This is a genomic window from Mycobacterium sp. E3251 (assembly GCF_001666835.1).
Lineage (GTDB): Bacteria > Actinomycetota > Actinomycetes > Mycobacteriales > Mycobacteriaceae > Mycobacterium.
Window position 1 is genome coordinate 37,419 of the sequence record NZ_LZJF01000122.1, and the last position, 21,776, is coordinate 59,194.

Sequence of the window (21,776 nt, forward strand, 5' to 3'; positions counted from 1 at the left end):
CCCCGGCAGCTTTTCTAAGCAGCCCCCGGTGGTGGGAACGGAATCCAGGGAATCATCCAGATGTCGGGCGAACGAGGCGGCGGCTCGGTGTTCGGTTCCCCGATGTGTTGGGGGCAGTAGGCATTCACCGCACTGGTCGTGAAACTGGTGGCTTGCGACACGGTGAAGCCCGCGTTTTCCGAGGACACACTCTGGATGACCGCGGCTTTGGAGTGACCCTGGTCCATCAGCTCGCAGGCCTTCTTCCCGACCTGAATGGCGACGGCGCCGTTCTTGTAGGGAACGCCGGCCTGATCGAGCGCCGCCAAGAAGCTCGCGTCGGGGTTGCCGGCCGGGTCCGCCTGCGCGGGCGTGGCCGCACCAATGGCGGCGGCGAAGCTCGCCAGCAAGAGAAGCACCCGCACCGCATCATCCTCGTACAGACGGCGCGAATTGTCCTGTCCGCCCCCGCGAACTCGGCTTAGTGTGGTTGACGGGATGAAGGACGAGTGCCAATGAACATCGATGACGAATCCGTCACGACGCTGGAAGACCTCAGAGGCGATCTGGCGCAGCGGTACAAGCGGACGGCGAGCGGTGGAGGCTCCGTCGACAGCGCGATCGTCGACGCCGACATGGCGGCCCTCGACCGCGACGGCTACGTCATTTGGACGGACCTGCTCACACCGGAGCAGTGCGAGCAGATCCGCGAGGTCGTGCGGCCTTGGCTCGGGCACACCGGGCGTAACTCGTTCGAGGGGCGGAGCACTCAGCGCATCTACAGCCTGCTGAGCCGGACGCGGGTGTGCGACGGGCTCGTCGGCAATCCCCGGGTGCTGGCGGTGCTGGATCGGTTGCTGATGCCCAACTACCTGCTTTCTGCGTTGCAGGCCATCAACATTCAGCCCGGAGAGGCCGCCCAGCTGGCACACCACGACGATGGGTTCTACCCGATCCCGCGTCCGCGAGAACCTCTTGCGGCGGCGACGATCTGGGCCATCGACGACTTCACCGCCGACAACGGGGCCACGGTGCTCTACCCCGGCAGCCACCGCTGGGGTAAGCGCCGGCCGGGGCCCGACGATCAGGCGATGCCGGTCGTCATGCCCGCCGGCTCGTGCGTCTTCTTCGTGGGCACCCTGTGGCACGGCGGTGGCGCCAACAACACCGGTCGCGACCGCCTTGCCGTCACCGCCCAGTACTGCCAACCGTGGCTGCGCCCGATGGAAGCCTTCACGTTGTCGATATCGCGCGACATCGCCCGCTCGGTGTCCGACGACATTCGCCGCATGCTCGGCTACAGCATCCACCCACCGTTCGTCGGCGCGGTCGACGGTCTGCACCCGCTCCGGCTGTTGGAAGCCGATTCGTAGGTCCTACTCCCGTCGTCCGCTGACACCGGCCAACCGCGCGGCATCGGCGGGCGTGGGCTGTCGCGGGCTGCCCACTTCGACCGCCTGGCTGCGGCTCAGCGCGATCGCGGCGGCCACCATGCCCCAGACGGCGACTGCCAGTGCCAGCGCCGCCGAGCGGCCCACCGCCAGGTGTTCACCGAGCACCCCCATGCCGAGCACGACCGCGACAACCGGCTCCCCGACCAACATGATCGGTACCGACGCCTGCAACGCGCCGGCATGAAAGGCCGAGTTCTGCACCACCGTTACCGCGACCGCTAGGCCGACCAGAACGTACGGAGCCGGGACGGTGAGGAGCGCATGCCAGCCGCCGACGGCGTAGCGGTGCGTGCAGATCTTCGTCAGCACCGCGATCATGCCGAGCATGACCGCCACGGCCACGCCCAGCAGCATGGCGCGCGCACGACCGACGACGCGACCGGCCGCCGTAACGCAGACCACCAGCAACGGCACCGTCACCAACAACGCCAGTGTCCACGCCGGTACCGCAGGGCGGACCTGGCCTTCGCGCGGCTGACCGACGAGCACGAAAACCGTTAGCGCGCCCGTCAACAGCGTCGCCCAGCCCCACTGGACCGCGCTGATGCGTTGATGGCAGAGCCGCGCGCTCAAGGGCAACGCGAACAACAGCGACGAAACCAGCAGCGGCTGGATGAGCAGCAGGGATCCGTGCGCCAGCGCCACCGCCTGAAACACGTAGCCGGCGACGGCGGCGACGGTGCCCGCCCACCACAGCGGTCGCGCCGCCAGGGTCGTCACCATCGTTCCCGACATGCCCTCATCAGCCGGAACGTCCTGGGCGGCTCGCTGCCGAACGACGATTCCGACCGCGGCCCAGAACGCCGACAGCAATGCCGAGACGATCGCGACCGCGTGCGATGTGACCCACCCCATGTCCGTGCGGATACCCGGGACGTGAGGGCGGCTAACTGAGCTCTGCGCGAACAGGCGCGCAGCGCCAACAGTTTGTTTGTGACTCACCGCACATTTATGCTGATGCTGTATCCCAGGTCACAACTTGGTAGGAGCTTTAATGGCCGCAGCCCATGGCTCGAGCAAGCACGTTGTCGTCGCGCCCCGTCCCAGCGGGGCGATCCATTCGCACCGGATACTGCTGGCCGTGGTCGTGGTCCTGGCCCTCATCGCTGCGATCACAGGCATCGTCGTCGCCGCGTCGACGGGGCACACCACCGCGGCGCTAGTCATCGCCCTGGTGGCCGGCGGGTGGTTCTCCGCCGCCCTCTGCTAGAGGTCGCGACTGCCGACAAGAAAAGTCGGCGCGCTCGAATACCTCCGGATGGCAACGGCTTTGATGGCGGTGGGAGTCGCCGGACGGCTAGCGATCAGCTGGCGACCGCACCGGGGCAGTACTTGATTCGTCCCAGGTCGACCCACATGTTGGCGCGCCTGGCGGCTTGATCGGGGTTCAGCCCGGTCACAGCCTGGTTGTTCGCCTGTTGCATCGCGCCGACGATCTGCGCGCGCGACCAGCCCTGCGCCATCGCATTGCACATGGTCTGTTCGGTCTGCATCTCGTAGAAGGGCCAATCCGGCGGCCAGCCGATCGGGTCGGCGTTCGCCGTGGCGAACGCGCCCGGCAGGGCAGCCGGAGCGATCAACGCGATGACGAACGTCAGGGCGAGAAGCAGCTTTCTCGTGACGGACAGGGGTGAAAGCGACTGTTGCACGGGCACTTCTCCTCGACTCGGCACCTCGATGACCTGGAGGTCGACAAGCTTGACCCCGCCCACCAATGGTAGAGCCTCGGCGCCGTACGCCGTTCGAGATGTCGGATCTGGATAGACTCCCTACGATCTGCCGTCTCGCGACGCTTCCAGTCGGACATGCGATCCGTCGTCTTCGGTACCGGCCGAAACTAGGGAGAATGAACGTGAGAGCCCTCGTTGCGGGCGCCGCCGGGTTCTTGGGGTCGCATCTGTGCGACCGTCTTCGCCGCGACGGCCTCGAGGTTGTCGGGCTCGACAACTTCTACACCGGTAGCCGCGACAACATCGGGCGGTTCGAGAAAGACCCGGGATTTTCTTTCTTCGAGCACGACATCACCCGGCCGGTAGACGCGGCCGGTGTCCGTCCGCTGGATGTCATCTTCAACATGGCCTGCCCCGGGTCGCCGCGCGCCTACCAGCGCGATCCGCTGTTTACCCTGGAAACGAACTACGTCGGCACCAGGAACCTGCTGGAACTGGCTCGCGAGCAGCAGGCGACAATTCTCCAAGCTTCCACCAGCGAGGTTTACGGCGATCCCGTCATCCATCCTCAAGTCGAGAGCTACTGGGGCAACGTCAACTGCTTCGGGATGCGGAGCTGTTACGAAGAAGGCAAGCGGGTCTCGGAGACGCTGATGCTCGAGTACGCCCGTCGCTACGGCGTGCGGATAAAGGTCGTCCGCATTTTCAATACCTACGGCCCGAGGATGGACGTGGAGGACGGCCGCATCATCCCCTCGTTCATCGTCCAGGCGCTGCGGGGAGAACCGATCACCGTCTTCGGGGATGGCAGCCAGACCCGCTCTTTCTGCTATGTCGACGATCTGATCGAGGGCCTGGTGAGGATGGCGGCGAGCGAGCCCTCGTTCACGGGGCCCGTGAATCTCGGCAGTCCGACCGAACTCACCGTCCTGCAGACAGCGAGCATTATCGGCGAGCTGACCGGGTCGGCGTCGGGAACCGTATTTAGGCCCCTGCCGGCCGACGACCCCAAGAGACGCCAACCGGATATCAGCCTTGCCGAGTCCGGGCTCGCCTGGCGTCCACGAGTCCCTTTTGAAGAAGGCGTCGCGCGAACTATCGAATACTTCAGGGGAATCGTGGAGGCATGACCGTTCAGGCGGTCGATGGCGTTAGCATCGGGAAGCCCCACACGCAACGAACCGACCCCACCGACCACGATCAACGAAGGGGAGGGTGATGGCTCATCAAGCCCCTGACGGCAGCCGTTATCCCATTGCCGCCGTTCGTTTCCGGTGTTCTTGGGGCCACGGCCGCACTGCACAACACTTCACGGCACCGGGCGATGGGCTCCGGCGATGAGATTTGTGTTGGCAACCTTGGGAACTCGGGGTGATATCGAGCCATGCGCCGCCATCGGTCGGGAACTGCAGCGTAGGGGCCACGATGTGCGAATGGCGGTTCCGCCGAACTACATTGGCTTCATCGAGTCGGCCGGTCTTGCCGCCGTCGCACACGGCCCAGACCAGGAGCGGCAGAACGCCGATATCGAACTCAAATACGGGACAACGCCGAGCCCGATGCTCATGGCGTGGGAGATTTATCAGGGAATCACTCGACTCTGGCCGGAGCTGGGTGCGGCGCTCACCTCACTGGCCGACGGGGCCGACCTGCTGTTGACGGACGCAAGCCAGCAGGGGCTGGCCGCCAATGTCGCGGAATACCACGACATTCCGCAAGCAGCCGTGCACATCTACCCGATCGCCGACAATGCGCATTCGCAGATAACCAAAGCCGCTGAAGACGCCCAGCGCCGGGAATTGGGCCTGCCAGAACAAACGGGACCGTCGACGCGACAACCGCTGGAAATCCAGGCCTACGACGAACTCTTCTTCCCCGAAATGGCGGCCGCATGGGCGGGTCACGGGTTCCGGCGGCCTTTCGTAGGTGGGCTGACATTGGAGCTGCCGACGGACGCCGACGACGAGGTCTCGTCGTGGATTGCCGCGGGAACGCCGCCGATCTATTTCGGATTCGGCAGCAGCGCACGAGTCGCATCGCCGCGCGACGTGATCGCCATGATCACTGCGGCTTGTGCGCAGCTAGGCGAGCGGGCGTTGATTTGCAGCGGCGTGAGTGACCTCGCCGGCCTTCCGGATTCGAACCACGTAAAGGTGGTGAACTCGGTGAACCACGCAACCGTGTTTCCCGCTTGCCGCGCGGTCGTCCATCACGGTGGTCCGGGCACCACGTTCGCAGGCATCCGGGCCGGAATCCCCACGTTGGCCCTTGCCGTATCGGTCGATCAACCGATGTGGGCAGCCGCGGTCAATCAACTCGAAGTCGGCATCGGACGGCGCTTCATCGAAACCACCCTCGATTCGCTGATTGCGGATTTGCGGTCCATCCTCACCCCGCGCTGCGTCACTCGAACCCGTGAGGTCGCGGCTCAGATGGCGACGCCCGCGCAAAGCGCCGCCAACGCCGCCGATCTCTTGGAAGATGCCGTCCGTGTCGGCGCGCCGGCTGATCGGCAAACGCCGCGGACCGCGATGAAAAGTCGGTCAGCCCAACGGTTCTGACTCGGGCCTGTCGTCCCGCGGCGATCCTGCGGCGAGTTGCGTGGCCGAGACGCTGCGATAGGACGGCAAGTCAAAGTCGGGCAAGGCGCAGATGTCAGCACAATCTCGGACCCGCTCCAGCCAGTAACTCTGATCGGCCGCCGACGTGCAGGCGTAAATCTTCATAAACGTCGCCGCGAAGGGGAACAAGAAGCCATTGCCGACAGCCTGCCAAACGGCTGCGGCCACTCCGGGGGTTTCGACTCCGCGATAGTCGTCGATCGCAATCAAGCCCCGCTTAGTCGTGTGCGTGACGGCGAGGTTGATGTCGTTAGCGACGCACCGGTAGCTGTGACAACCGTCGACGTGGGTGAAGCGGAGTAACCGTTCTCCAAGGTTGAGCTCCGATGATTCGCAGACTTCAAGCGTTGGCCGGCGAGGGTGGAAACGATCCCAGTTGGCCAAGAACTGCTTCTGGTCGAGGCCCGAATACTGCTGGCGTGGGATCCGCGGCATGTGCGCGTGATCCATCACGGCGTCGAACAAATCGCAGATCACCAGTTCTTCATCGTCGCGGAGGCTGTAACCCATCATGATGGCGGACTTGCCTTGATAGGTGCCGATCTCCAGCATGTCGCCCTTGATGCCTTCGGCCGTCTGGCAGGCGAGCAACTTGCTGAACAGTGAGACGTCGGCCTCAAAGAACCAGCCGTCGACCTCATCCATCTGCTCGGCATAGAGGGTCCAGGCGGCATCGGTCATGGCGCGCTCCTGCGCATCAACTCCTCCAGAGAGGTATTCCCGACGTTCGAAATGTGCGCCCGCGTTTGAAGGGTATCAACCCGCGCCGCATCGGTGCCTTTGGTCCTTCGCCTTGCATCGCTTCGGCCCTGACAATCGCGACCGCCCTGGACGATCCTGCCCATGGGCGGGCGGCGGATCAGAAGCGAGCTGAAATGTGGGAGCCACCACGTGGCGCGATCTTGGTAGGCATTGACGGCTCGGCAGCGGCGCTGGGCGCCGTCCGATGGGCGGCTCGTGATGCCGCGCTGCGGAATGCGCCGCTGACCCTGGTGCATGTCGTCGACGCCCCCTTGCCGGGGTGGTTCCAGGTCGCCGCGCGGACGGACTTCAGGCGAGGGCGCGGGCAGCGGGCACGCGGACTCATCAAGACGGCGATCCGGGTGGCCGAAGAGAGCGCTGGTGCACGCCGTCCGGCGAAGGTCGAGACCAAGGTGCTTTATTCGACCGCCGTCCCGACGCTGGTCGCCCTCTCCAAAGAGGTGGAGATGGTCGTGGTGGGCGACCGGGGACACCGCGGTGCCCTGGGTGCCCGCAGTGCGCTTGGCTCGGTGAGTTCGGGGTTGGTTTACCACGCGCACTGCCCAGTCGCCGTGATCCCCAGCGAGCAACCGCAGGTCGGCAAGGCGGAGGCGCCGGTGCTGGTGGGCATCGACGGCTCGCGGGCATCGGAAGCAGCGACTGAGATCGCCTTCGAGGAAGCCTCGCGACGGAGAGTGGGCCTAGTGGCTTTACACGCCTGGGCTGATCCCCGGGCGGCCACCTCGAGAACGGTGTACCAGGACGCGAAATGGGACGCCCGGCTATCCGAGGAGGAAGAGGTGCTGGCCGAACGACTGGCGGGTTGGCATGACCGCTATCCCGACGTGGGGGTCCATCGCAGGATCGAGATTGGCGAGCCGGTGCGCTGGCTCCTCGAGGCGTCCGAAAAGGCGCAACTGCTTGTGGTCGGCAGCCACGGCCGTGGCGGGTTCGCCGGCAGGGTGCTGGGCTCGGTCGGTGCGTCGGTGGTCAATAGGGCCAAGCTCCCGGTGATTGTGGCGCGGTAGACACTGGCAGTCTGAGCAACCCATTCTCAGTGGAGCGAGCGGTGAGAACGCAATTCCAGTTGATGCCCTTCGGGCGGCGGGGTGCCGCGGTGGCCGGAATGATCGCGGCTTGTCTTGTGCTGGTGCAGTGCACCGCTGCGCAGCGACCGCCGGCGGCGACACCATCAGGGTCCGCGACACCGCCACCATCGGCGGCGCCGCCCAATGCGCCATCAGCGGCTCCCGGTGACAGCGTCGAGCCGGTCACCGCCGCCGAACTCGGCGAGACCTGGCGACCGGGTTGCCCGGTCGAGCCGGAGCAACTGCGACGGGTCAACGTCGGCTACATCGGTTTCGACGGCCAGGTGCACCGCGGTGAGCTGATCGTGAATCAAGACCTGGCACCGGAGGTCATCGCCATCTTCGAGCGGCTTCAGCGGCTCGGTTACCCGGTCGAGAAGATGCGTACGGTCGACCACTACGCGGGCGCCGACGACGAGTTGTCCATGGAGGACAACAACACTTCGGCGTTCAACTGCCGACACATCCCTGGAACCAACGAATGGTCTCCGCACGCCTACGGTCGGGCTATCGATCTCAACCCGCTCATCAACCCGTGCCTGTATGCGAGCGGCTATTTCGAACCGCAGAACGCGGCCGCCTACCTGGACCGCAGCCGCAGCGACCCGGGACTCTTACACAACGGCGACCCTGCGGTGCGCGCCTTCACAGATCGTGGCTGGCGGTGGGGTGGCGAGTGGACGGGTCCGCTCGACTACCAACACTTCGAGCGGCCCTAGAGACGCAGGGCCTGCGCCGTTGCCGTTGCGACCTCGCCCCGCAGATCCGAGATCGGTGGACTGCCCCGGGTGTGAATCGAATTCGAGAGCAGCACGACGTAGGTATCCGAGCGTGGGTCCATCCAGACCGAGGTTCCGGTGAAGCCGGTGTGGCCGAAGCTGCCGATGGGGAAGATCGCGCCTCGCGGCATGGACTGGCCCGTATCGATGTCCCAGCCGAAGCCGCGCAGGTTCTGCCCCGGGATCGCCGGATAGCGCGGAGCGAGCAGCGAATCCGTTTTGTTCGGCCGTTTTGCGACGGCTTCTTGTGCCGCATCGTTGGCCGCCTTGAGTTGCGCAAGCGCATGTCCCGGCTGCTGCGGACTCGTCATCAACTCGAGAGTTGTTTGCGCCAAAGGGAATTGGCTGGGACGGCCCGCGAGCCGGTCAAGTAATGCCTGCGCAAAGAGGCTGACATCGTGGGCCGTCGAGAACACCCCCGCATGCCCGGCCACCCCACCCATGCGCCGCGCCGTCGTGTCCTGCACGGTGCCCCGAAGCAGATGATCGAGATCGGGATTCCTAACCGGATCGGCTCGGCCCTCCTCGTCACGTGCTGTCGGTGCGATGCGCGGCAACAGACCGGTGCTCCAGGTACCTGCGGGACAGGGGTCCGGCGTCCGGCCTTGCGGCGCGGGGGCCCACGCGATCGCAGCGCCCAACGTCGTGTGCGAACCACACGCTTGCGCCGGGGGAAGGTAGCGGGCGTCTTCCATGCCGAGCGGCTCGAATACGTGTCGCTGAACGTACGCGTCCAGCGCCTCGCCGGTGACCTTCTCGATCAGCGCCCCAAGCAGGATGAAGTTGATATCGGAATACCGGAAGCCCGCACCGGGGCCCGACTCCAGCGGCGTGGTGAGCGCACGGCGAATTCCCTCCCCTTTGTCGGCATGGTCCAGTCCCCACGGGTCTCCCAGGTTGACATCCCCGGTTTCGCCGGAGGTGTGCGTAAGGAGCATCCGAACAGTCACCTTTGCGCGGCGCGGATCGTTCGCGGCGTTGAAGTCCGGCAGGTACTGCTGCACGGGATCGTCGAAGACAACCTTGCCCTGCTCGTAAAGCTGCATGACGGCGGTCGCCGTTGCGAGGCTCTTCGTTAAGGACGCCAGGTCGAAGATCGTGTCCTCGGTCATCGGCTCGGCGGGGGCAGGCAAGCCGTCCAGTCCGGGTTCGCCTGCGAGCTTGCGCGAACCGTAGGCCTGGTGGAAGACGACCTTGCCGCCGTGCCCGACGACAACCACCGCGCCCGGCAGCCTGTTTGCCGCAATCGCGCCGTTGATCAGCTTGGAGACCCTTGCGAAATCAACCGCGGGCGCCGGATCGGGCGGTTTGACGACGGTCGCGACGTCGGGTCTGGGAGCGGGCGGGCTTGCACCCAATACCGGGCGTCCCGCGTCGCCCCTCGAACAAGCCGTGGTTATCGCGAGGAAGGCAGTCCCGGCGGCGATGGCGGTACGCATCGCACCGCGGAAGCCTGCGGCGACCGGTCGATTCATTGAGGAGCTCATCTCGTTACCTGCGATCTTGTTTTCGGATCTTGGCGGCGTCAAGAGAGGACGACGAAACGCATCCCGCGCCCCCGCATCACGCCCGTATCGTGAGGGCGGTGTGCGAGCCCGCGCCCGGCCGGACCCACGAACCGCCAGCCGTTCTCAGCCGTCGCCAGCTTTTAGGGGTGGCCGGCAGCCTGGGGGCGGCGTCCCTGATCGGCGCGTGCTCGACGTCTCATCCCCCGCCATCGGCGACCGGCGTCAGCCTGACCGCGACCAGTCCGGCATTGTTGCTCTGCCGGGACGCCTGGGGCGCGCGACCGGCCCGTTCCGGAGGGAAGCGCCACACCATCACGCGGATGACCCTCCACCATGAGGCCGTCGTCCTTGGCGACAACCGCAATGCCCCAGCGCACCTCCGACAGGATCAGCGCTACCACCAGGATCAGCACGGGTGGATCGACATCGCCTATCACGTCGGCGTCGACCGCAACGGCAACATCTACGAACTTCGGAGCACCGAGATCGCGGGCGACACCGCAACGGACTACGACACGACAGGTCACTTCCTGGTCCTTTGCGAAGGAGACTTCGATCAAGAGCCTGTGTCGGAGGCGCAGCTTCAGGGGGCAGCTCGCGCGTTCGCATGGGCCGCCCAGAATTTTCATGTCGCGACCGCCACATTGGCCGGCCATCGCGACCTGGCCCAGACGTCTTGCCCCGGCGGAAACTTGTACGCCCATCTTTCGTCGGGTGACTTGAGACGCCGCATCGACGATCTGCTGGCCGCGGGCGGAGTGGACCTTCAGCGCTTCTGCGGACCCGAAGCGGCCGCACGAGTCGCGGCGATCGAGGCGGGAAACTGACCAGCTCTGCCCGCCGTTGGTCCCGAATTCCGCGACAGCAGCGCGAAATCACGCTGGCGACAGGGTCTTTGGGGCGAGGGTGACTGAACGCCAGGAGTTGACCGCTGGCAAATCGAGCGCAGCGGAATTTCTACAGACGCAGTAGTGCAAAGCCGCTGCGCAGGTATAGGATCTAGGGCATTACTACCCCAATTCGGCTGGACGCAGGCGTCCGGAATTGGGTCTAAGTCGGACTGGACGTGGGCGTCCGCGACATATATGGCTATGTGAAGCCCTGTCAGAGCCAGAAGGCCCCATGAAACAACTTTGTGATGACCTAACCCAATTCGCTATTCAGGTGCGCCAAATCGCATATTCCGTCAATGGCGGCGTCGGAGAGCGGGAATGCCTGGATCTGAGCGCGCGCATGCTCGCCGCGGTGAAGCGGGCACAGGCCAGGGCGCTCACCGAACTTGCGGAATTACCCGGCGACTGCGGACAGGCCGGCTAGAAGCAATGACCGACAGCGCCAATTCGAAACAATTCTGGCCCGGAGAAGTCATCGCGCAAGCCACCGACATCATCGGCGAGCGCTTCAAACTCGACGCCGCGCAATCCTTGGCAGTGCTCCGCGGAATCTCACGCAATACCAGGACGCAAATGTGCGTGGTCGCCGAACAGGTGATCAACCGCGAGTTGCCGGTGGAAGCCCTGCATCGGCCGGGGCCGCCGGGCTCGTGGGACTCGTCGAGGTCGCAGGAGTCGTGGGACTCGTCGAGGTCGCAGAACTCGTAGGACTCGTCGGGGTCGTAGAACTGGTCGGACTGGTCGAGGTCGCACTACTCGTAGGCCGCGTTGGGCTCGTCGGGCTCGTCGGGCTCGTCGGGCTCGTCGGAGTCGTAGGAGTCGTAGGCGTCGTACTCGCAAGGCCCGGGCCTTCGCCACACCAGTCCGCCACATCTTTCGGGTACTGCTCGAGCGGCGGAGGACAACGCTGCCCGGGCGGGAAATTGGCGCCGGCGTTGAGTAGATCGCAGGGCACGTAGACCTGCTTGCCCTTGGGAGTGTTGGTCAGACACTTCGTCGGCGGCTCGCCATGGGCCTGGACGGGAATGATGGCCGCCGCCACCACCGCCACCGCGCCGAGCACCCAAGCAAGACGGCGATAGGTCATGAGAGCCCCTCCCTCGCTCATCTGTTACGCGTTTCGTACTGCGGTGTCGGGCGTGCCCTACGTGACATCGCGTCGTATGACGATTAAAGCCGCTCACCTCGGGCGTAATCCAACCCAGGTGTCTTGACCTAGTTGCGGCGCGTCCCCCATCTACCGCTCTGAACAGCACATTCTCAGTGGAGCTGCCGGCAATCGAATCGCCAGAAACTGGTTGTGACCTGCAGATGCTTCAGTCTCGAAGCGCATCGGCGAAGACGACTGATTCGTCCCTACAACCGGCCCGCGACGAATGTCGCCGCCTGGTTTGTCATACCCGACTGGATGTACTGACCATGCGGTGCCATGGTCACACCACCCGTGCAAATCGGATCCCCGGGCATACACATGTCGATCGTTTTCGGGGCGTATAGCGGACCAATGGTGGGAAGCGCGCCGGCTGCCATCGTCCGTGCAAATGTGCCCGATGCCGACGGATTTCCGAAGACAGCGACGGCGGCGACATGATTGGCGACACCGGGTGGCATCTGCGTGGTGATGACGTCGACCACGGCCGCACCCTGGGAGTACCCACCGAGGACCATCCTGGTGTTCGAACAGTTTGCCGCCATGGACTGGACATGAGCGCTCGCGTCATTGGCGCCGGCAGCGATGGAAGTACGGAAATTGTTGGTGGCGGGGTAGTTGACCGGGTAGACGCTGACAGTCCTCGGTCCGACTCGCGAACGCAGCGAATCCACAAATGACTGTCCGACCCCCCCGACGCCAGGGGGCTCGGATGTGCCCCGGGCGAAAACCACGTCGACGTCGGAGCAGGGAGCCGCGGTAGCGGATGGCAGGGACGAGGCGGCGGTCAGCGACGCCCACGCTGCAACGACAGCCGCGCCGAGCGGACCAGAAATCGGGTGTGCGGTCACGGCTTGCATGTCATGTCGTCGCTTCGAAGTCGATTTCGGAACGACCCTGTGGGCCGCCTTGACGGCCTCGGCGCGCCGGTCCGGCGATGAAAGCTCATGGTGGTTGTCCTTGGTGTGGTCGCCGCCCTGTTGGCAGCTGTAACAAGTAGGAGCACCGACGCCGGTCCTAGGGGACACTTTTTCCGCCGCCTACGACGGGGCGACGTATGCAAGCCGGCACTGTTGCATGCGGCATCGGCGAAGGCGATTACGCGGTCGTGTTGTGGACGACAGACTCCGGTCCAATGCTCGCCTGGGCCGAAGGCCACGATCTGGCCCCGCTGTTCAAGTGGTTGTCAACGGTGGTGGAGCCGGGCTGAGGCGCCGACAAAGGTTCCCGTCCCATATCTAATGAGACGAATCATGACTCAAGTTTGAGAACTGAGCGTCCGATGCCCGAGGCTCGGAAACCACCTGCGCGAGGCCGACCACATGGCATGCCATCACCCGCGAGGCAACTTCAGCACCCGTTTGTAGTCGGTGACGTAGACGTTGCCGCCGCCGTCTACCGGCCACATTCGCGGTCACAGCCCCGATGCTTGGTTGGCCGGCGAACGGCAGCACGGTCGTGGGCAAAAGGTGGGTTCGGGTGAGGCCCGATCGCAGATAGGCGCCCGCACAGGCGCCTATACGGTGCCGAAGGCGAAAACGGTTGTCGAATCGTAGGTCTGGCCCGGGTTGAGCGTGGTGGTCGGGAAGTTCGGGTGATTCGGCGAGTCCGGGTAGTGCTGAGTCTCCATCGTGAATCCCGCGCCCTGCCGGTAGATGTGCCCGCTGGCGCCCGTGAACGCGCCCGCGATGAAGTTGGACGTGTAGAACTGCACGCCGGGCTCGGTTGTGGAGACGGTCAGGGTGCGCCCCGTCTGCGGGTCCTCGGCCCTGGCCGCTAGCACCAGACCCGTGGTGTTGCCGCGGTTGATCACCCAGTTGTGGTCGTAACCGTGGGCCAGCAACAGCTGCGGGTCGTTCGCGGTGATGTGCGCGCCGATCGCGGTCGGCAAGGTGAAGTCGAACGGTGTGCCCCGCACCGGGGCTACCTGCCCGGTCGGGATCTGAGTGGGGTCAGTCGGCGTGTAATTGTCGGCGTGGATGGTGACCTTCTGGTCATACACGTCGCGCGTGTCCTCACCCGCCAGGTTGAAGTAGCTGTGGTTGGTCAGGTTGATCACGGTCGGCGCATCGGTGGTCGCGTGGTAGTTGATGCGCAGTTCGTTTTTCTCGGTCACGGTGTAAGTGACGGTTGTCGTCAGCGTCCCCGGATAGCCCATTTCGCCTGCGGGACTGACATATTGAAGCTTCAAGCCCACGCTGCCGCTGTCGTTCTGCTGGTCGGTCTGCCATACCTTGGTATCGAAACCCGCGGTGCCGCCGTGCAGGCTGTTGCCGTTATTGTTTATCGGCAAGTGATACTCGTTGCCGTTCAACGAGAATGCCCCCTTGGCGATCCGGTTGCCATAGCGGCCGACGATCGCGCCGAAGTAGGTCTTGGCGGATCCGGTGTTGTTCAGGTAGCCGTCCAGGGTCGGAAAACCCAGTACCACATTGCCCATACCTCCGGTGCGATCCGGGACCTCGATCGACTGAACGATGCCGCCGTAGGTCAGGATTCGCACCCTCACGCCGTGCCCGCTGGTGAGCGTATAGCGGCGCACGGGCGTCTCACCCACCTGACCGAACGGCTCGCTGGTGATCGACAGCGGCCCTGCGGGTATCGATGCGTTACCGCTGCCCGTGGTGGAGTTGGTCGTCGTGTTGCTACATGCCGCCAAGCCCGCTACACCGGCGATGGCGATCCGTCGAAGCAATCGTTCGCCGCGCATGGGCGCTCCTCGTACTCGTACCGATCCCACCTGTGCGCCAGAATTACTGCTCATGATGAGGTAAGGATCGTCCATTGGACGCACCGGGTCGAAGCATTCGATCCAGGGCCATCGGTTGGCACATGAAAAGGGCCGCATCTCTGCGGCCCTTTGGTGGAGCTGCCGGGAATCGAACCCGGGTCCAACGGCATTCCCTCAAGACTTCTCCGTGCGCAGTTCGCTATGCCTCTGCTCGGATCTCCCGGTCACGCGAACCAGCCAGGATGACGATCCCAGTCGCTGTTGGTGTCCCGATGAGTCCCGCGACCGAACTCATCGGTTGATCCCTCTAGCTGACGCCAGGCTCCGGGTCGAGGGCTTTCCCGGTCTGACGGACTAGCTGTCGCTTAGGCAGCGAGAGCGTAGTCGCGCTGATGTGAATCGGCGCTTATATGGTTGCAACGACGCTTACGGTGGTCTCTTGCCTGCACCGGCACGCTTCCCTTGATTCGATGCGCGATGTCGAAACCTTTCAGCCCCATGTCTATCGCTCATCCCCGCCGATTTTCGGCAGGACAATCTATGGTACGCCGCTATCAACGCGCGGCAACGGAGTTATGTTCCGGTCCCGAGCTGCGATCAGATCACGAAGTTCAGCCGCTCGACGACCTGGGCGGCCACCTCTTTGTCGCCGCCGAGGTCGATGTCCTGCGACCGGGACGGGCACATCGGCCGCCCGCCGGCGAGCCGGGTGAACTGCAACCCGTCCAGCCGAATCGTCACCGTCGGCTCCTGGCCGCCGAAGTCGTCGACCAGCTGGGCCCGGCCATCGACGCTGATGCGGATGGTGCGGGAAAGCGGGCCGGTCAGCTCGAACAAGACCCGCGAACCCTCCGGCGCTTTGGCCCGCTTGCCGACCACGTAGCCCATCGTGCCGGCGATCTCGTCGAGCGAGAGTGCCGACGCGGCCCCAACGAGCTGGTCGTCGGACGGCGGCCACCGCAGCGCCTCGCGGATGTCCTGCTCGTGCATCCAGCAGTCGAACACCCGGACCCGCATGAACCGCCCGTAGCTTTCGGGACCCACCGGCGTCAGCGTCACGGCGTCCCACTCCTCGGCCGACATGCCCGTCAGCGCCTTGCGCCGGTCGTCGGTGATGTCCTTGAAGCGTTTGAGGACGTCCGCGCCGGATTCGGCGGCCAGGTGACGCACCCAGCACTCGTTCATCACGCCGATGTCGTTGTGGACGTGCTCGAGCGATGAGACGTCGATGTCGGGCTGGGGCGCGGGGACACCGGCGAGGAAGGATTCGGTGCCGATCATGTGCGCCACCAGCGCCTTGACGTCCCAGCCGGGCAGCGGACTGGCCGCCTGCCATTCCGCTTCCGGCAGCCCGTCCAGCAGCGCGGTGATGTCGTCCCACACCGCGAACAAACCAGCGAGCACCTCGGACTTGTCAAGCTTGGTGACAGGGCGATCGGCCATGCTCGGATCGTAGGCCGATGGGCTACCTCATCGACAGGCGCCGCCGTCAGCTGGCGGCGATCATGGCCACGGACCCCATAGCCATCACCATGCCGAACCCCTGCCAGCGGGTCAGCCGCTCGCGCAGCACCACCATCGCCAGCACGACCGTGGCCGCCGGGTAAAGCGAGATCATGATGCTGGCCAGCGACAGCAACCAGGTGTGCAGCGCCAGCAGCATGGTCACGTTGGCGCAGATGTCCAGCACCGCCACGGCCCAGGCCAACTTCAGCGGCTTCCCGCGCGGCGCCCGCAGATTCTTGCTGGCCGCGGCCATCACGAAGATCACCACGGTGGCCGAGAGCCGGGCGAACACCAGCGGCCAAAGTTTGCACGCGTGCGGCGCCTGGTGGAGAAAGACCAGGTTCAGCCCCATCGCGGAGCCGGCCAGCAGCGTCAGCCACGCGACCTTAGGGGTGAACCGATACGGCGTGACACCGTCGGCAGTGGCCTCGCGGCTCACCAGCATGACCGCGACCAGAGCCAGCACGACGCCCACCGAGGCCCCCGGGCCCGGCCGCTCCCCCAGCGCCACACCGACCGCCACCGGCACGGCGGCGTTGAGGACCGCCGCCAACGGCGAGACGACCGAGATGGGGCCGGCGCCCAGCGCGGCGAAGAACGCCCACATTCCGACGGCCATTCCGACGCCGTAGAGGCAGCCCCAGAAGACGGCGCCGCCCGCGACCGGCCCGCCCACGGCGAGCGCCAGCGCGCCCAGCAAGATTGTCTCGATCGGATAGACCACCAGCATCACGCGCAGCGCGGCTACCCGTCGAGCGGCTACACCGCCCACAAAATCGCTGACGCCGTACGTAACGGCCGACAGCTGGGCGTAAGCGGCCCCGATCAGTTCATGCCCTTGGCTCGGCGACCCAATTCACGGACCACTTCGCGCTGGGCATCGCGGCGGGCCATGTCCTGACGTTTGTCGTGCGCTCGCTTGCCGCGCGCTAACGCGAGCTCGACCTTGACCTTTCCTTCGGAGAAATACAGAGACATCGGCACGAGGGCGAGGTTACCATCTCGTATCTTTCCGACCAGGCGGTCAATTTGTGCCCTATGTAACAACAACTTTCGATTGCGACGGGGCTCATGGTTGGTCCAGCTACCGTGCTGATACTCCGGAATGTACAAGTTGCGCAACCACACTTCGCCGTCGTCGACGGTTGCGAACGCGTCGGCAAGGGAAGCATGGCCCTGGCGCAGGCTTTTCACCTCTGTACCCTGCAAAGCCACTCCGGCCTCGAACTCCTCGAGGATCGAATAGTTATGCCGCGCTTTGCGATTGGTGGCAATGATCTGTTTGCTGCCGCGCTTGCCGCCCGCCGCCTTGGCCCGGCCGGGATCTTTGGCCACAGCTACCGCCGGATGTAGAGGCGCAGCGTCGCGTAGGCGGTCAGGCCGGCCATCGACACGCCGAGCAGGAACAACCACGGTGAGATGTAGAGGATGTCGGCATAGTCGACCTTCGCGATCAAATGCGCTTGATAGAACTGGCTTAGCGCGTTGTCCAGGAACCACGCCCGCACCAGGACCAAGCCGACGACCGCGATGGCCACACCGATCGCCGCGGCCAGCATCGCCTCCACCAGGAACGGCAGCTGGGTGTACCAGCGGCTGGCGCCGACCAGCCGCATGATCCCGATCTCGGTGCGCCGCGTGTACGCGGCGACTTGGACCATGTTGGCAATCAGCAGGATTGCCCCGACGGCCTGCACCAGGGCGACGGCGAACGCGGCATTACGCAAACCGTCCAAAACGGCGAACAACCGGTCGATCAAATCCTTTTCATTGAGGATGCTGCGCACGCCGGGCTGACCCTGCATCGCCGCATCGAACTCCGAATGTTGTTCAGGGTTGTTCAGTTTGACGATGAACGACGCGGGAAACGATTCCTTGCCCGCCACGTCCTTGAACTCCGGGAACTTCTTGATCGCGTCGTTGTAGGCGTCCGGCCGGTTGACAAAGCGCACCGATTTGACGTCTTGTCGGGCATCGATCTTGTCCCGCAGCGCTTTACACGGTCCAGACGCGCACGTCGCGTCGTTGGCGGAGATGTCGTCGGTGAGAAACACCTGTGTCTCGACCCGGTCGAGATAGATCTCCCGCGAGTTGTCGGCCAACCGGACCACCAGCAGACCGCCCCCGAACAGGCCGATGGAGATCGCCGTCGTGAGGATCATGGCGGCCGTCATCGTGACGTTGCGACGCAGCCCGGTCAGGACCTCGTTGAATAGGAAGCCAAAGCGCACTTAGCGGTCCATCCCATAGATGCCGCGCTGCTCGTCGCGGACCAGGCGTCCCAGCGACAGCTCAACGACGCGCTGACGCATCGAGTCGACGATGTGGTGGTCGTGGGTCGCCATCAGCACCGTCGTCCCCGTGCGGTTGATCCGCTCCAACAAATCCATGATGTCCTTACTGGTATCCGGGTCGAGATTCCCGGTTGGCTCGTCGGCCAGCAGCACCAGGGGCCGGTTGACGTACGCGCGCGCGATTGCGACGCGTTGCTGCTCGCCACCGGACAGCTCGTGTGGCAGTCGGTTGGCTTTGCCGGACAAGCCGACGGTTTCCAGCACCTCGGGCACCACGCGGTTGATCGCGTCGGTCCGTTTGCCGATCACTTCCAGGGCGAAGGCGACGTTCTCGTAGACGGTCTTCTGCTGCAACAGGCGAAAGTCCTGGAAGACGGTTCCGATCACCTGACGCAGCTTCGGCACGTGACGACCGCGCAGCTTGTTGACGTGGAACTTCGACACCCGGATGTCGCCGGTGGTCGGGTTCTCCTCGCCGAGCAGCAGCCGCATGAACGTCGACTTGCCGGAGCCCGACGGGCCGATCAGGAAGACGAATTCACCCTTGTCGATTTTGACGTTGACGTCCTCCAACGCCGGACGCGCCGACGCTTTGTACTTCTTACTGACATGGTCCAGGGTGATCATCACGGCACGCCAGTGTAGCCGTGAATTTCGCTGGCAAGCCAAGTCAACTGGCCGGCAGCGGTGAACTAGGCGCCGGCCCGGGTCCGGGCTGCGGTAGCTGAGGCGGCGGTGTGGTGGCGCTCGTGCTGGGGGGACAGAAGGGCGGCGGCAGCAGGCAGGGCAGCTGCGGCAGCTGCACGGGCGGCGTCGTCGTGGTCGTCGTCACCGGCGGTGGGGGCGGTGGTGGCGGCGGCGTGCTCGTCGGCGTCGGCGTGTAGGTGGCGGTGGGCGGCGGCTGCTGCACGCGGCTGCGCGGCACCCAGGTGTAGTTGGGGTCGGGCACGAAACCCGGAGGTACCACTTGCTGCGCCGGCGGCTTGGGCGCCGGCTCCGGACGGTAGGTGTCGTAGACCCACCACACCACGAAGAAAGCGACGATCAACACCAAGGTCGACGTGCGAACTCGCCCGCCGAACATGTAGTGCGGCCAGCGACGGTCCGCATCCGAGTCCTCGCTGCGCTTCTCGAAGATGCTCAGGGTGAACTTCAACGCTTCTGCACCACACCTTGCACGTCATTGTCGATTCGCTCTTCGGCGGCCTGGGCGGCCGGGACCGACGGGTCTTCCACCAGGCCCACCGTCGCGTCCGCCGAGGTCACGATGCCCACACGGGCCAGCGCCCGAATGACCAGGACACGCAGTTGCCGGCCCGCTTCGAACTGCTTGCCGGGCAGGGTCCGGGCCACCAGCCGCAGGGTGACGGTGTCGACTTCGATGCTCTCCACGCCCATCACGGTGGGGGCGTCCAACAGCAATTCGCCCAACACCGGGTTATCCATGGCGCGATCGCATTCCTGGTGCAAGACCTCATTGACCCGGTTCAGGTCGGCGCTCGTGGACACCGGGATGTCCACCACCGCGCGCGCCCAATCCTTGGACAGGTTGACCACCTTGACGATCTGCCCGTTCGGGATGGTCAACACCTCGCCGTCCGGCGAGCGCAGCCGGGTCACCCGCAGCGTCACGTTCTCGACGGTGCCGCTGGCCTCCGTCGCGGAAACGACGGTAAGCGTGACCAGGTCTCCGAATCCGTACTGCCGTTCGGCCAGGATGAAGAAACCGGAGAGCAAGTCTCGCACCAGCTGCTGCGCGCCGAAACCCAGCGCGGCGCCGACCACGGTGGCCGGCGCGACCAGTCCGCCCACCGAGAACTGCAGCACGTCGGCGATCTGCATCATCACCCAGATGCCGATGAGCACCACCGACACCCAGGAGATCACCGACGCCATAGCCTGGCGGTGCTTCGAGGCTTCCGAGCGCACCAGCGCGTCGCTCTCGGCGAAGCCCAGGTTGAGCTGACGGGTCACCTGCTGCGCGACCCAGTTGACGAACCGGGCCGCCAGCACCGCCACGATCAGCACCATCACGATCCGCAGACCGCGGGTGATAATCCATTGCCCGACGTCACCGCGCCAGAAGTCGTGCCAGCCCAGCGCCTTTATCGAGGCGAGAAGAGTTGTGTTAGTCGTCATCTTTTCGGTTGCGCCACCGGATTCCCGCTTCCAGGAACCCGTCGATGTCTCCGTCCAGGACGGCCGCCGGATTGCCGACCTCGTACTCGGTCCGCAGGTCCTTGACCATCTGATAGGGGTGCAGGACGTAGGAGCGCATCTGGTTGCCCCATGAACTGCCGCCTTCGCCTTTCAACGCGTCCAGCTCCGCGCGTTCTTCGGAACGCTTGCGCTCCAACAACTTTGCCTGAAGCACGCGCATCGCCGAGATCTTGTTCTGCAGTTGCGATTTTTCGTTCTGGCAAGTCACGACGATACCCGTTGGGATGTGGGTTAAACGAACCGCCGAGTCGGTGGTGTTCACGGATTGGCCGCCGGGACCGCTGGAGCGGTAAACATCCACGCGCACATCGCCTTCCGGAATGTCGATGTGGTCGGTGGTATCCACCACCGGAAGAACCTCGACTTCGGCGAACGACGTTTGCCGTCGACTTTGGTTGTCAAACGGGCTGATCCGCACCAATCGGTGGGTGCCCTGCTCGACCGACAACGTGCCATACGCGAACGGGGCGTGCACCGCGAAGGTCGCACTCTTGATGCCCGCCTCCTCGGCATAAGAAGTGTCGAACACTTCGACGGGGTACTTGTGCTGCTCGGCCCACCGGATGTACATCCGCATCAGCATCTCGGCCCAGTCGGCGGCGTCCACCCCGCCGGCCCCCGATCGGATGGTGACCAGCGCCTCGCGCTCGTCGTACTCCCCCGAGAGCAGGGTGCGCACCTCGGTCGCCTCTATATCCGCCCGCAGCGCCTTGAGCTCCGCGTCCGCCTCGGCGAGCGCGTCCGCCGCACCCTCCTCGGTCGCCAGCTCGTAGAGCACCGGCAGGTCGTCGAGGCGTCCCCGCAACTCCTCGATCCGCCGCAGCTCCCCTTGGGCGTGTGACAACTCACTGGTCACCCGCTGCGCGCGGGCCTGGTCATCCCACAATTGAGGATCGGACGCCTCGTGTTCGAGCTTCTCGATGCGACTGCGCAGACCGTCCACATCGAGCACCCGCTCCACCGTGGTCAGGGTGGAGTCAAGGGCGGCGATATCGGCTTGACGGTCGGGTTCCACAGCGGACAACGTTACCGGGACCCGCCAAGCGCATCGGCTCCCGGCGAGTGCTCAGGCCACGACCAGCGGTCATGCGTTTAGCATCGAGTCACGATCATGTGCGCCCCGCGCTGCGCGCCGACAGCCC

General features: G+C 65.0%; 25 protein-coding genes and 1 other RNA gene. 10 read left to right on the plus strand and 16 right to left on the minus strand.

The features are described 5' to 3' along the window. Positions 1-14: 14 nt before the first annotated feature. Entirely contained in the window at positions 15-404 is a 390-nt protein-coding gene (locus tag A5697_RS15045) for a DUF732 domain-containing protein (protein ID WP_067950050.1), read from the minus strand. 90 nt (positions 405-494) lie between these two features. Between A5697_RS15045 and A5697_RS15050 the strand changes: the two genes are divergently transcribed. Further along, positions 495-1,352, plus strand: a complete 858-nt coding sequence (locus A5697_RS15050) for a phytanoyl-CoA dioxygenase family protein (protein ID WP_067950048.1) — start codon at positions 495-497, stop codon at positions 1,350-1,352. A 3-nt stretch (positions 1,353-1,355) separates the two neighbouring features. Here the strand turns inward: A5697_RS15050 and A5697_RS15055 are convergent, their stop codons facing one another. Next, entirely contained in the window at positions 1,356-2,288 is a 933-nt protein-coding gene (locus tag A5697_RS15055; protein ID WP_068011229.1) for a DMT family transporter, read from the minus strand. 139 nt (positions 2,289-2,427) lie between these two features. Here A5697_RS15055 and A5697_RS15060 point away from each other — a divergent pair, with 139 nt between their 5' ends. Beyond that, the gene (locus tag A5697_RS15060; RefSeq protein WP_067950044.1) at positions 2,428-2,643 is read left to right on the plus strand and encodes a hypothetical protein; all 216 of its coding nucleotides are present in this window, start codon (positions 2,428-2,430) and stop codon (positions 2,641-2,643) included. A gap of 94 nt (positions 2,644-2,737) precedes the next feature. On the opposite strand, the gene A5697_RS15065 is transcribed toward A5697_RS15060, so the two are convergent. Then, positions 2,738-3,082, minus strand: a complete 345-nt coding sequence (locus tag A5697_RS15065; RefSeq protein ID WP_231972075.1) for a hypothetical protein — start codon at positions 3,080-3,082, stop codon at positions 2,738-2,740. A gap of 197 nt (positions 3,083-3,279) precedes the next feature. On the opposite strand from A5697_RS15065, the gene A5697_RS15070 reads away from it, so the two are divergent. Together A5697_RS15070 and A5697_RS15075 are read left to right on the plus strand one after the other, a co-directional pair. Further along, complete coding sequence (locus tag A5697_RS15070) at positions 3,280-4,233, plus strand: UDP-glucuronic acid decarboxylase family protein (protein ID WP_068011231.1); 954 nt, start codon at positions 3,280-3,282, stop codon at positions 4,231-4,233. A 207-nt stretch (positions 4,234-4,440) separates the two neighbouring features. Continuing rightward, positions 4,441-5,664 carry a glycosyltransferase gene (locus A5697_RS15075; RefSeq protein ID WP_067950042.1) on the plus strand — a complete coding sequence of 408 codons (1,224 nt, stop codon included), beginning with the start codon at positions 4,441-4,443 and terminating at the stop codon, positions 5,662-5,664. On the opposite strand, the gene A5697_RS15080 is transcribed toward A5697_RS15075, so the two are convergent. After that, positions 5,647-6,405, minus strand: coding sequence for a class I SAM-dependent methyltransferase (locus tag A5697_RS15080; RefSeq protein ID WP_068011232.1), 759 nt, complete (start codon positions 6,403-6,405; stop codon positions 5,647-5,649). The genes A5697_RS15075 and A5697_RS15080 overlap by 18 nt on opposite strands. A gap of 194 nt (positions 6,406-6,599) precedes the next feature. Between A5697_RS15080 and A5697_RS15085 the strand changes: the two genes are divergently transcribed. Further along, the gene (locus A5697_RS15085) at positions 6,600-7,493 is read left to right on the plus strand and encodes a universal stress protein (protein WP_067950038.1); all 894 of its coding nucleotides are present in this window, start codon (positions 6,600-6,602) and stop codon (positions 7,491-7,493) included. A 62-nt stretch (positions 7,494-7,555) separates the two neighbouring features. Beyond that, on the plus strand, positions 7,556-8,272 hold the full coding sequence (locus tag A5697_RS15090; protein WP_067950036.1) for a M15 family metallopeptidase: 717 nt from the start codon (positions 7,556-7,558) through the stop codon (positions 8,270-8,272). On the opposite strand, the gene A5697_RS15095 is transcribed toward A5697_RS15090, so the two are convergent. Then, positions 8,269-9,771 (minus strand): serine hydrolase, encoded by a 1,503-nt coding sequence (locus A5697_RS15095; RefSeq protein ID WP_082953405.1) that lies wholly within the window; start codon positions 9,769-9,771, stop codon positions 8,269-8,271. The genes A5697_RS15090 and A5697_RS15095 overlap by 4 nt on opposite strands. Before the next feature lie 320 nt (positions 9,772-10,091). On the opposite strand from A5697_RS15095, the gene A5697_RS15100 reads away from it, so the two are divergent. From A5697_RS15100 to A5697_RS15105, 3 genes are all read left to right on the plus strand, one after another. Then, positions 10,092-10,667 carry an N-acetylmuramoyl-L-alanine amidase gene (locus A5697_RS15100; RefSeq protein ID WP_255395914.1) on the plus strand — a complete coding sequence of 192 codons (576 nt, stop codon included), beginning with the start codon at positions 10,092-10,094 and terminating at the stop codon, positions 10,665-10,667. A gap of 337 nt (positions 10,668-11,004) precedes the next feature. Next, positions 11,005-11,157 (plus strand): hypothetical protein, encoded by a 153-nt coding sequence (locus tag A5697_RS27775; RefSeq protein ID WP_156673310.1) that lies wholly within the window; start codon positions 11,005-11,007, stop codon positions 11,155-11,157. A 5-nt stretch (positions 11,158-11,162) separates the two neighbouring features. Then, the gene (locus tag A5697_RS15105) at positions 11,163-11,441 is read left to right on the plus strand and encodes an ANTAR domain-containing protein (RefSeq protein WP_068011237.1); all 279 of its coding nucleotides are present in this window, start codon (positions 11,163-11,165) and stop codon (positions 11,439-11,441) included. A 648-nt stretch (positions 11,442-12,089) separates the two neighbouring features. On the opposite strand, the gene A5697_RS15110 is transcribed toward A5697_RS15105, so the two are convergent. Continuing rightward, the gene (locus A5697_RS15110) at positions 12,090-12,734 is read right to left on the minus strand and encodes a cutinase family protein (protein WP_369806121.1); all 645 of its coding nucleotides are present in this window, start codon (positions 12,732-12,734) and stop codon (positions 12,090-12,092) included. Between the two features lie 206 nt (positions 12,735-12,940). Here A5697_RS15110 and A5697_RS27780 point away from each other — a divergent pair, with 206 nt between their 5' ends. Beyond that, positions 12,941-13,093 (plus strand): hypothetical protein, encoded by a 153-nt coding sequence (locus A5697_RS27780; protein WP_156673311.1) that lies wholly within the window; start codon positions 12,941-12,943, stop codon positions 13,091-13,093. A gap of 306 nt (positions 13,094-13,399) precedes the next feature. Here the strand turns inward: A5697_RS27780 and A5697_RS15115 are convergent, their stop codons facing one another. The 10 genes from A5697_RS15115 to prfB all read right to left on the minus strand — a co-directional run bounded on the left by A5697_RS15115 (position 13,400) and on the right by prfB (position 21,649). Then, entirely contained in the window at positions 13,400-14,593 is a 1,194-nt protein-coding gene (locus A5697_RS15115) for an aldose epimerase family protein (RefSeq protein ID WP_068011242.1), read from the minus strand. Positions 14,594-14,744: 151 nt separating this feature from the next. After that, positions 14,745-15,112, minus strand: a transfer-messenger RNA (tmRNA) gene (gene ssrA, locus A5697_RS15120). 99 nt (positions 15,113-15,211) lie between these two features. Next, on the minus strand, positions 15,212-16,057 hold the full coding sequence (locus A5697_RS15125) for a maleylpyruvate isomerase family mycothiol-dependent enzyme (RefSeq protein WP_068011246.1): 846 nt from the start codon (positions 16,055-16,057) through the stop codon (positions 15,212-15,214). A gap of 46 nt (positions 16,058-16,103) precedes the next feature. After that, a complete protein-coding gene (locus tag A5697_RS15130) occupies positions 16,104-16,853 on the minus strand; it encodes an EamA family transporter (RefSeq protein ID WP_197501016.1) in 750 nt (249 codons plus the stop codon). A 92-nt stretch (positions 16,854-16,945) separates the two neighbouring features. After that, positions 16,946-17,455 carry an SsrA-binding protein SmpB gene (gene smpB / locus A5697_RS15135; protein WP_067946377.1) on the minus strand — a complete coding sequence of 170 codons (510 nt, stop codon included), beginning with the start codon at positions 17,453-17,455 and terminating at the stop codon, positions 16,946-16,948. A 2-nt stretch (positions 17,456-17,457) separates the two neighbouring features. Continuing rightward, positions 17,458-18,351, minus strand: coding sequence for a permease-like cell division protein FtsX (gene ftsX / locus A5697_RS15140; RefSeq protein ID WP_067946374.1), 894 nt, complete (start codon positions 18,349-18,351; stop codon positions 17,458-17,460). Next, positions 18,352-19,041 (minus strand): cell division ATP-binding protein FtsE, encoded by a 690-nt coding sequence (gene ftsE / locus A5697_RS15145; protein ID WP_066952188.1) that lies wholly within the window; start codon positions 19,039-19,041, stop codon positions 18,352-18,354. Positions 19,042-19,084: 43 nt separating this feature from the next. Further along, on the minus strand, positions 19,085-19,570 hold the full coding sequence (locus A5697_RS15150) for a hypothetical protein (RefSeq protein ID WP_067946372.1): 486 nt from the start codon (positions 19,568-19,570) through the stop codon (positions 19,085-19,087). Further along, a complete protein-coding gene (locus tag A5697_RS15155) occupies positions 19,567-20,553 on the minus strand; it encodes a mechanosensitive ion channel family protein (RefSeq protein ID WP_068011250.1) in 987 nt (328 codons plus the stop codon). Before A5697_RS15155 ends, A5697_RS15150 begins: the two co-directional genes overlap by 4 nt. Beyond that, complete coding sequence (prfB, locus tag A5697_RS15160; protein WP_068011252.1) at positions 20,543-21,649, minus strand: peptide chain release factor 2; 1,107 nt, start codon at positions 21,647-21,649, stop codon at positions 20,543-20,545. The genes A5697_RS15155 and prfB overlap by 11 nt, the downstream gene beginning before the upstream one ends. Positions 21,650-21,776 lie beyond the last annotated feature (127 nt).

Bases quoted from the DNA above. Each gene is read 5' to 3' on its own strand.
- A5697_RS15050 (WP_067950048.1), top strand. From the start codon at position 495: ATGAACATCGATGACGAATCCGTCACGACGCTGGAAGACCTCAGAGGC.
- A5697_RS15055 (WP_068011229.1), bottom strand. From the start codon at position 2,288: ATGGGGTGGGTCACATCGCACGCGGTCGCGATCGTCTCGGCATTGCTG.
- A5697_RS15060 (WP_067950044.1), top strand. From the start codon at position 2,428: ATGGCCGCAGCCCATGGCTCGAGCAAGCACGTTGTCGTCGCGCCCCGT.
- A5697_RS15070 (WP_068011231.1), top strand. From the start codon at position 3,280: ATGAACGTGAGAGCCCTCGTTGCGGGCGCCGCCGGGTTCTTGGGGTCG.
- A5697_RS15075 (WP_067950042.1), top strand. From the start codon at position 4,441: ATGAGATTTGTGTTGGCAACCTTGGGAACTCGGGGTGATATCGAGCCA.
- A5697_RS15080 (WP_068011232.1), bottom strand. From the start codon at position 6,405: ATGACCGATGCCGCCTGGACCCTCTATGCCGAGCAGATGGATGAGGTC.
- A5697_RS15085 (WP_067950038.1), top strand. From the start codon at position 6,600: ATGTGGGAGCCACCACGTGGCGCGATCTTGGTAGGCATTGACGGCTCG.
- A5697_RS15090 (WP_067950036.1), top strand. From the start codon at position 7,556: ATGCCCTTCGGGCGGCGGGGTGCCGCGGTGGCCGGAATGATCGCGGCT.
- A5697_RS15095 (WP_082953405.1), bottom strand. From the start codon at position 9,771: ATGCGTACCGCCATCGCCGCCGGGACTGCCTTCCTCGCGATAACCACG.
- A5697_RS15105 (WP_068011237.1), top strand. From the start codon at position 11,163: ATGACCGACAGCGCCAATTCGAAACAATTCTGGCCCGGAGAAGTCATC.
- A5697_RS27780 (WP_156673311.1), top strand. From the start codon at position 12,941: ATGCAAGCCGGCACTGTTGCATGCGGCATCGGCGAAGGCGATTACGCG.
- A5697_RS15115 (WP_068011242.1), bottom strand. From the start codon at position 14,593: ATGCGCGGCGAACGATTGCTTCGACGGATCGCCATCGCCGGTGTAGCG.
- A5697_RS15125 (WP_068011246.1), bottom strand. From the start codon at position 16,057: ATGGCCGATCGCCCTGTCACCAAGCTTGACAAGTCCGAGGTGCTCGCT.
- ftsE (WP_066952188.1), bottom strand. From the start codon at position 19,041: ATGATCACCCTGGACCATGTCAGTAAGAAGTACAAAGCGTCGGCGCGT.
- A5697_RS15155 (WP_068011250.1), bottom strand. From the start codon at position 20,553: ATGACGACTAACACAACTCTTCTCGCCTCGATAAAGGCGCTGGGCTGG.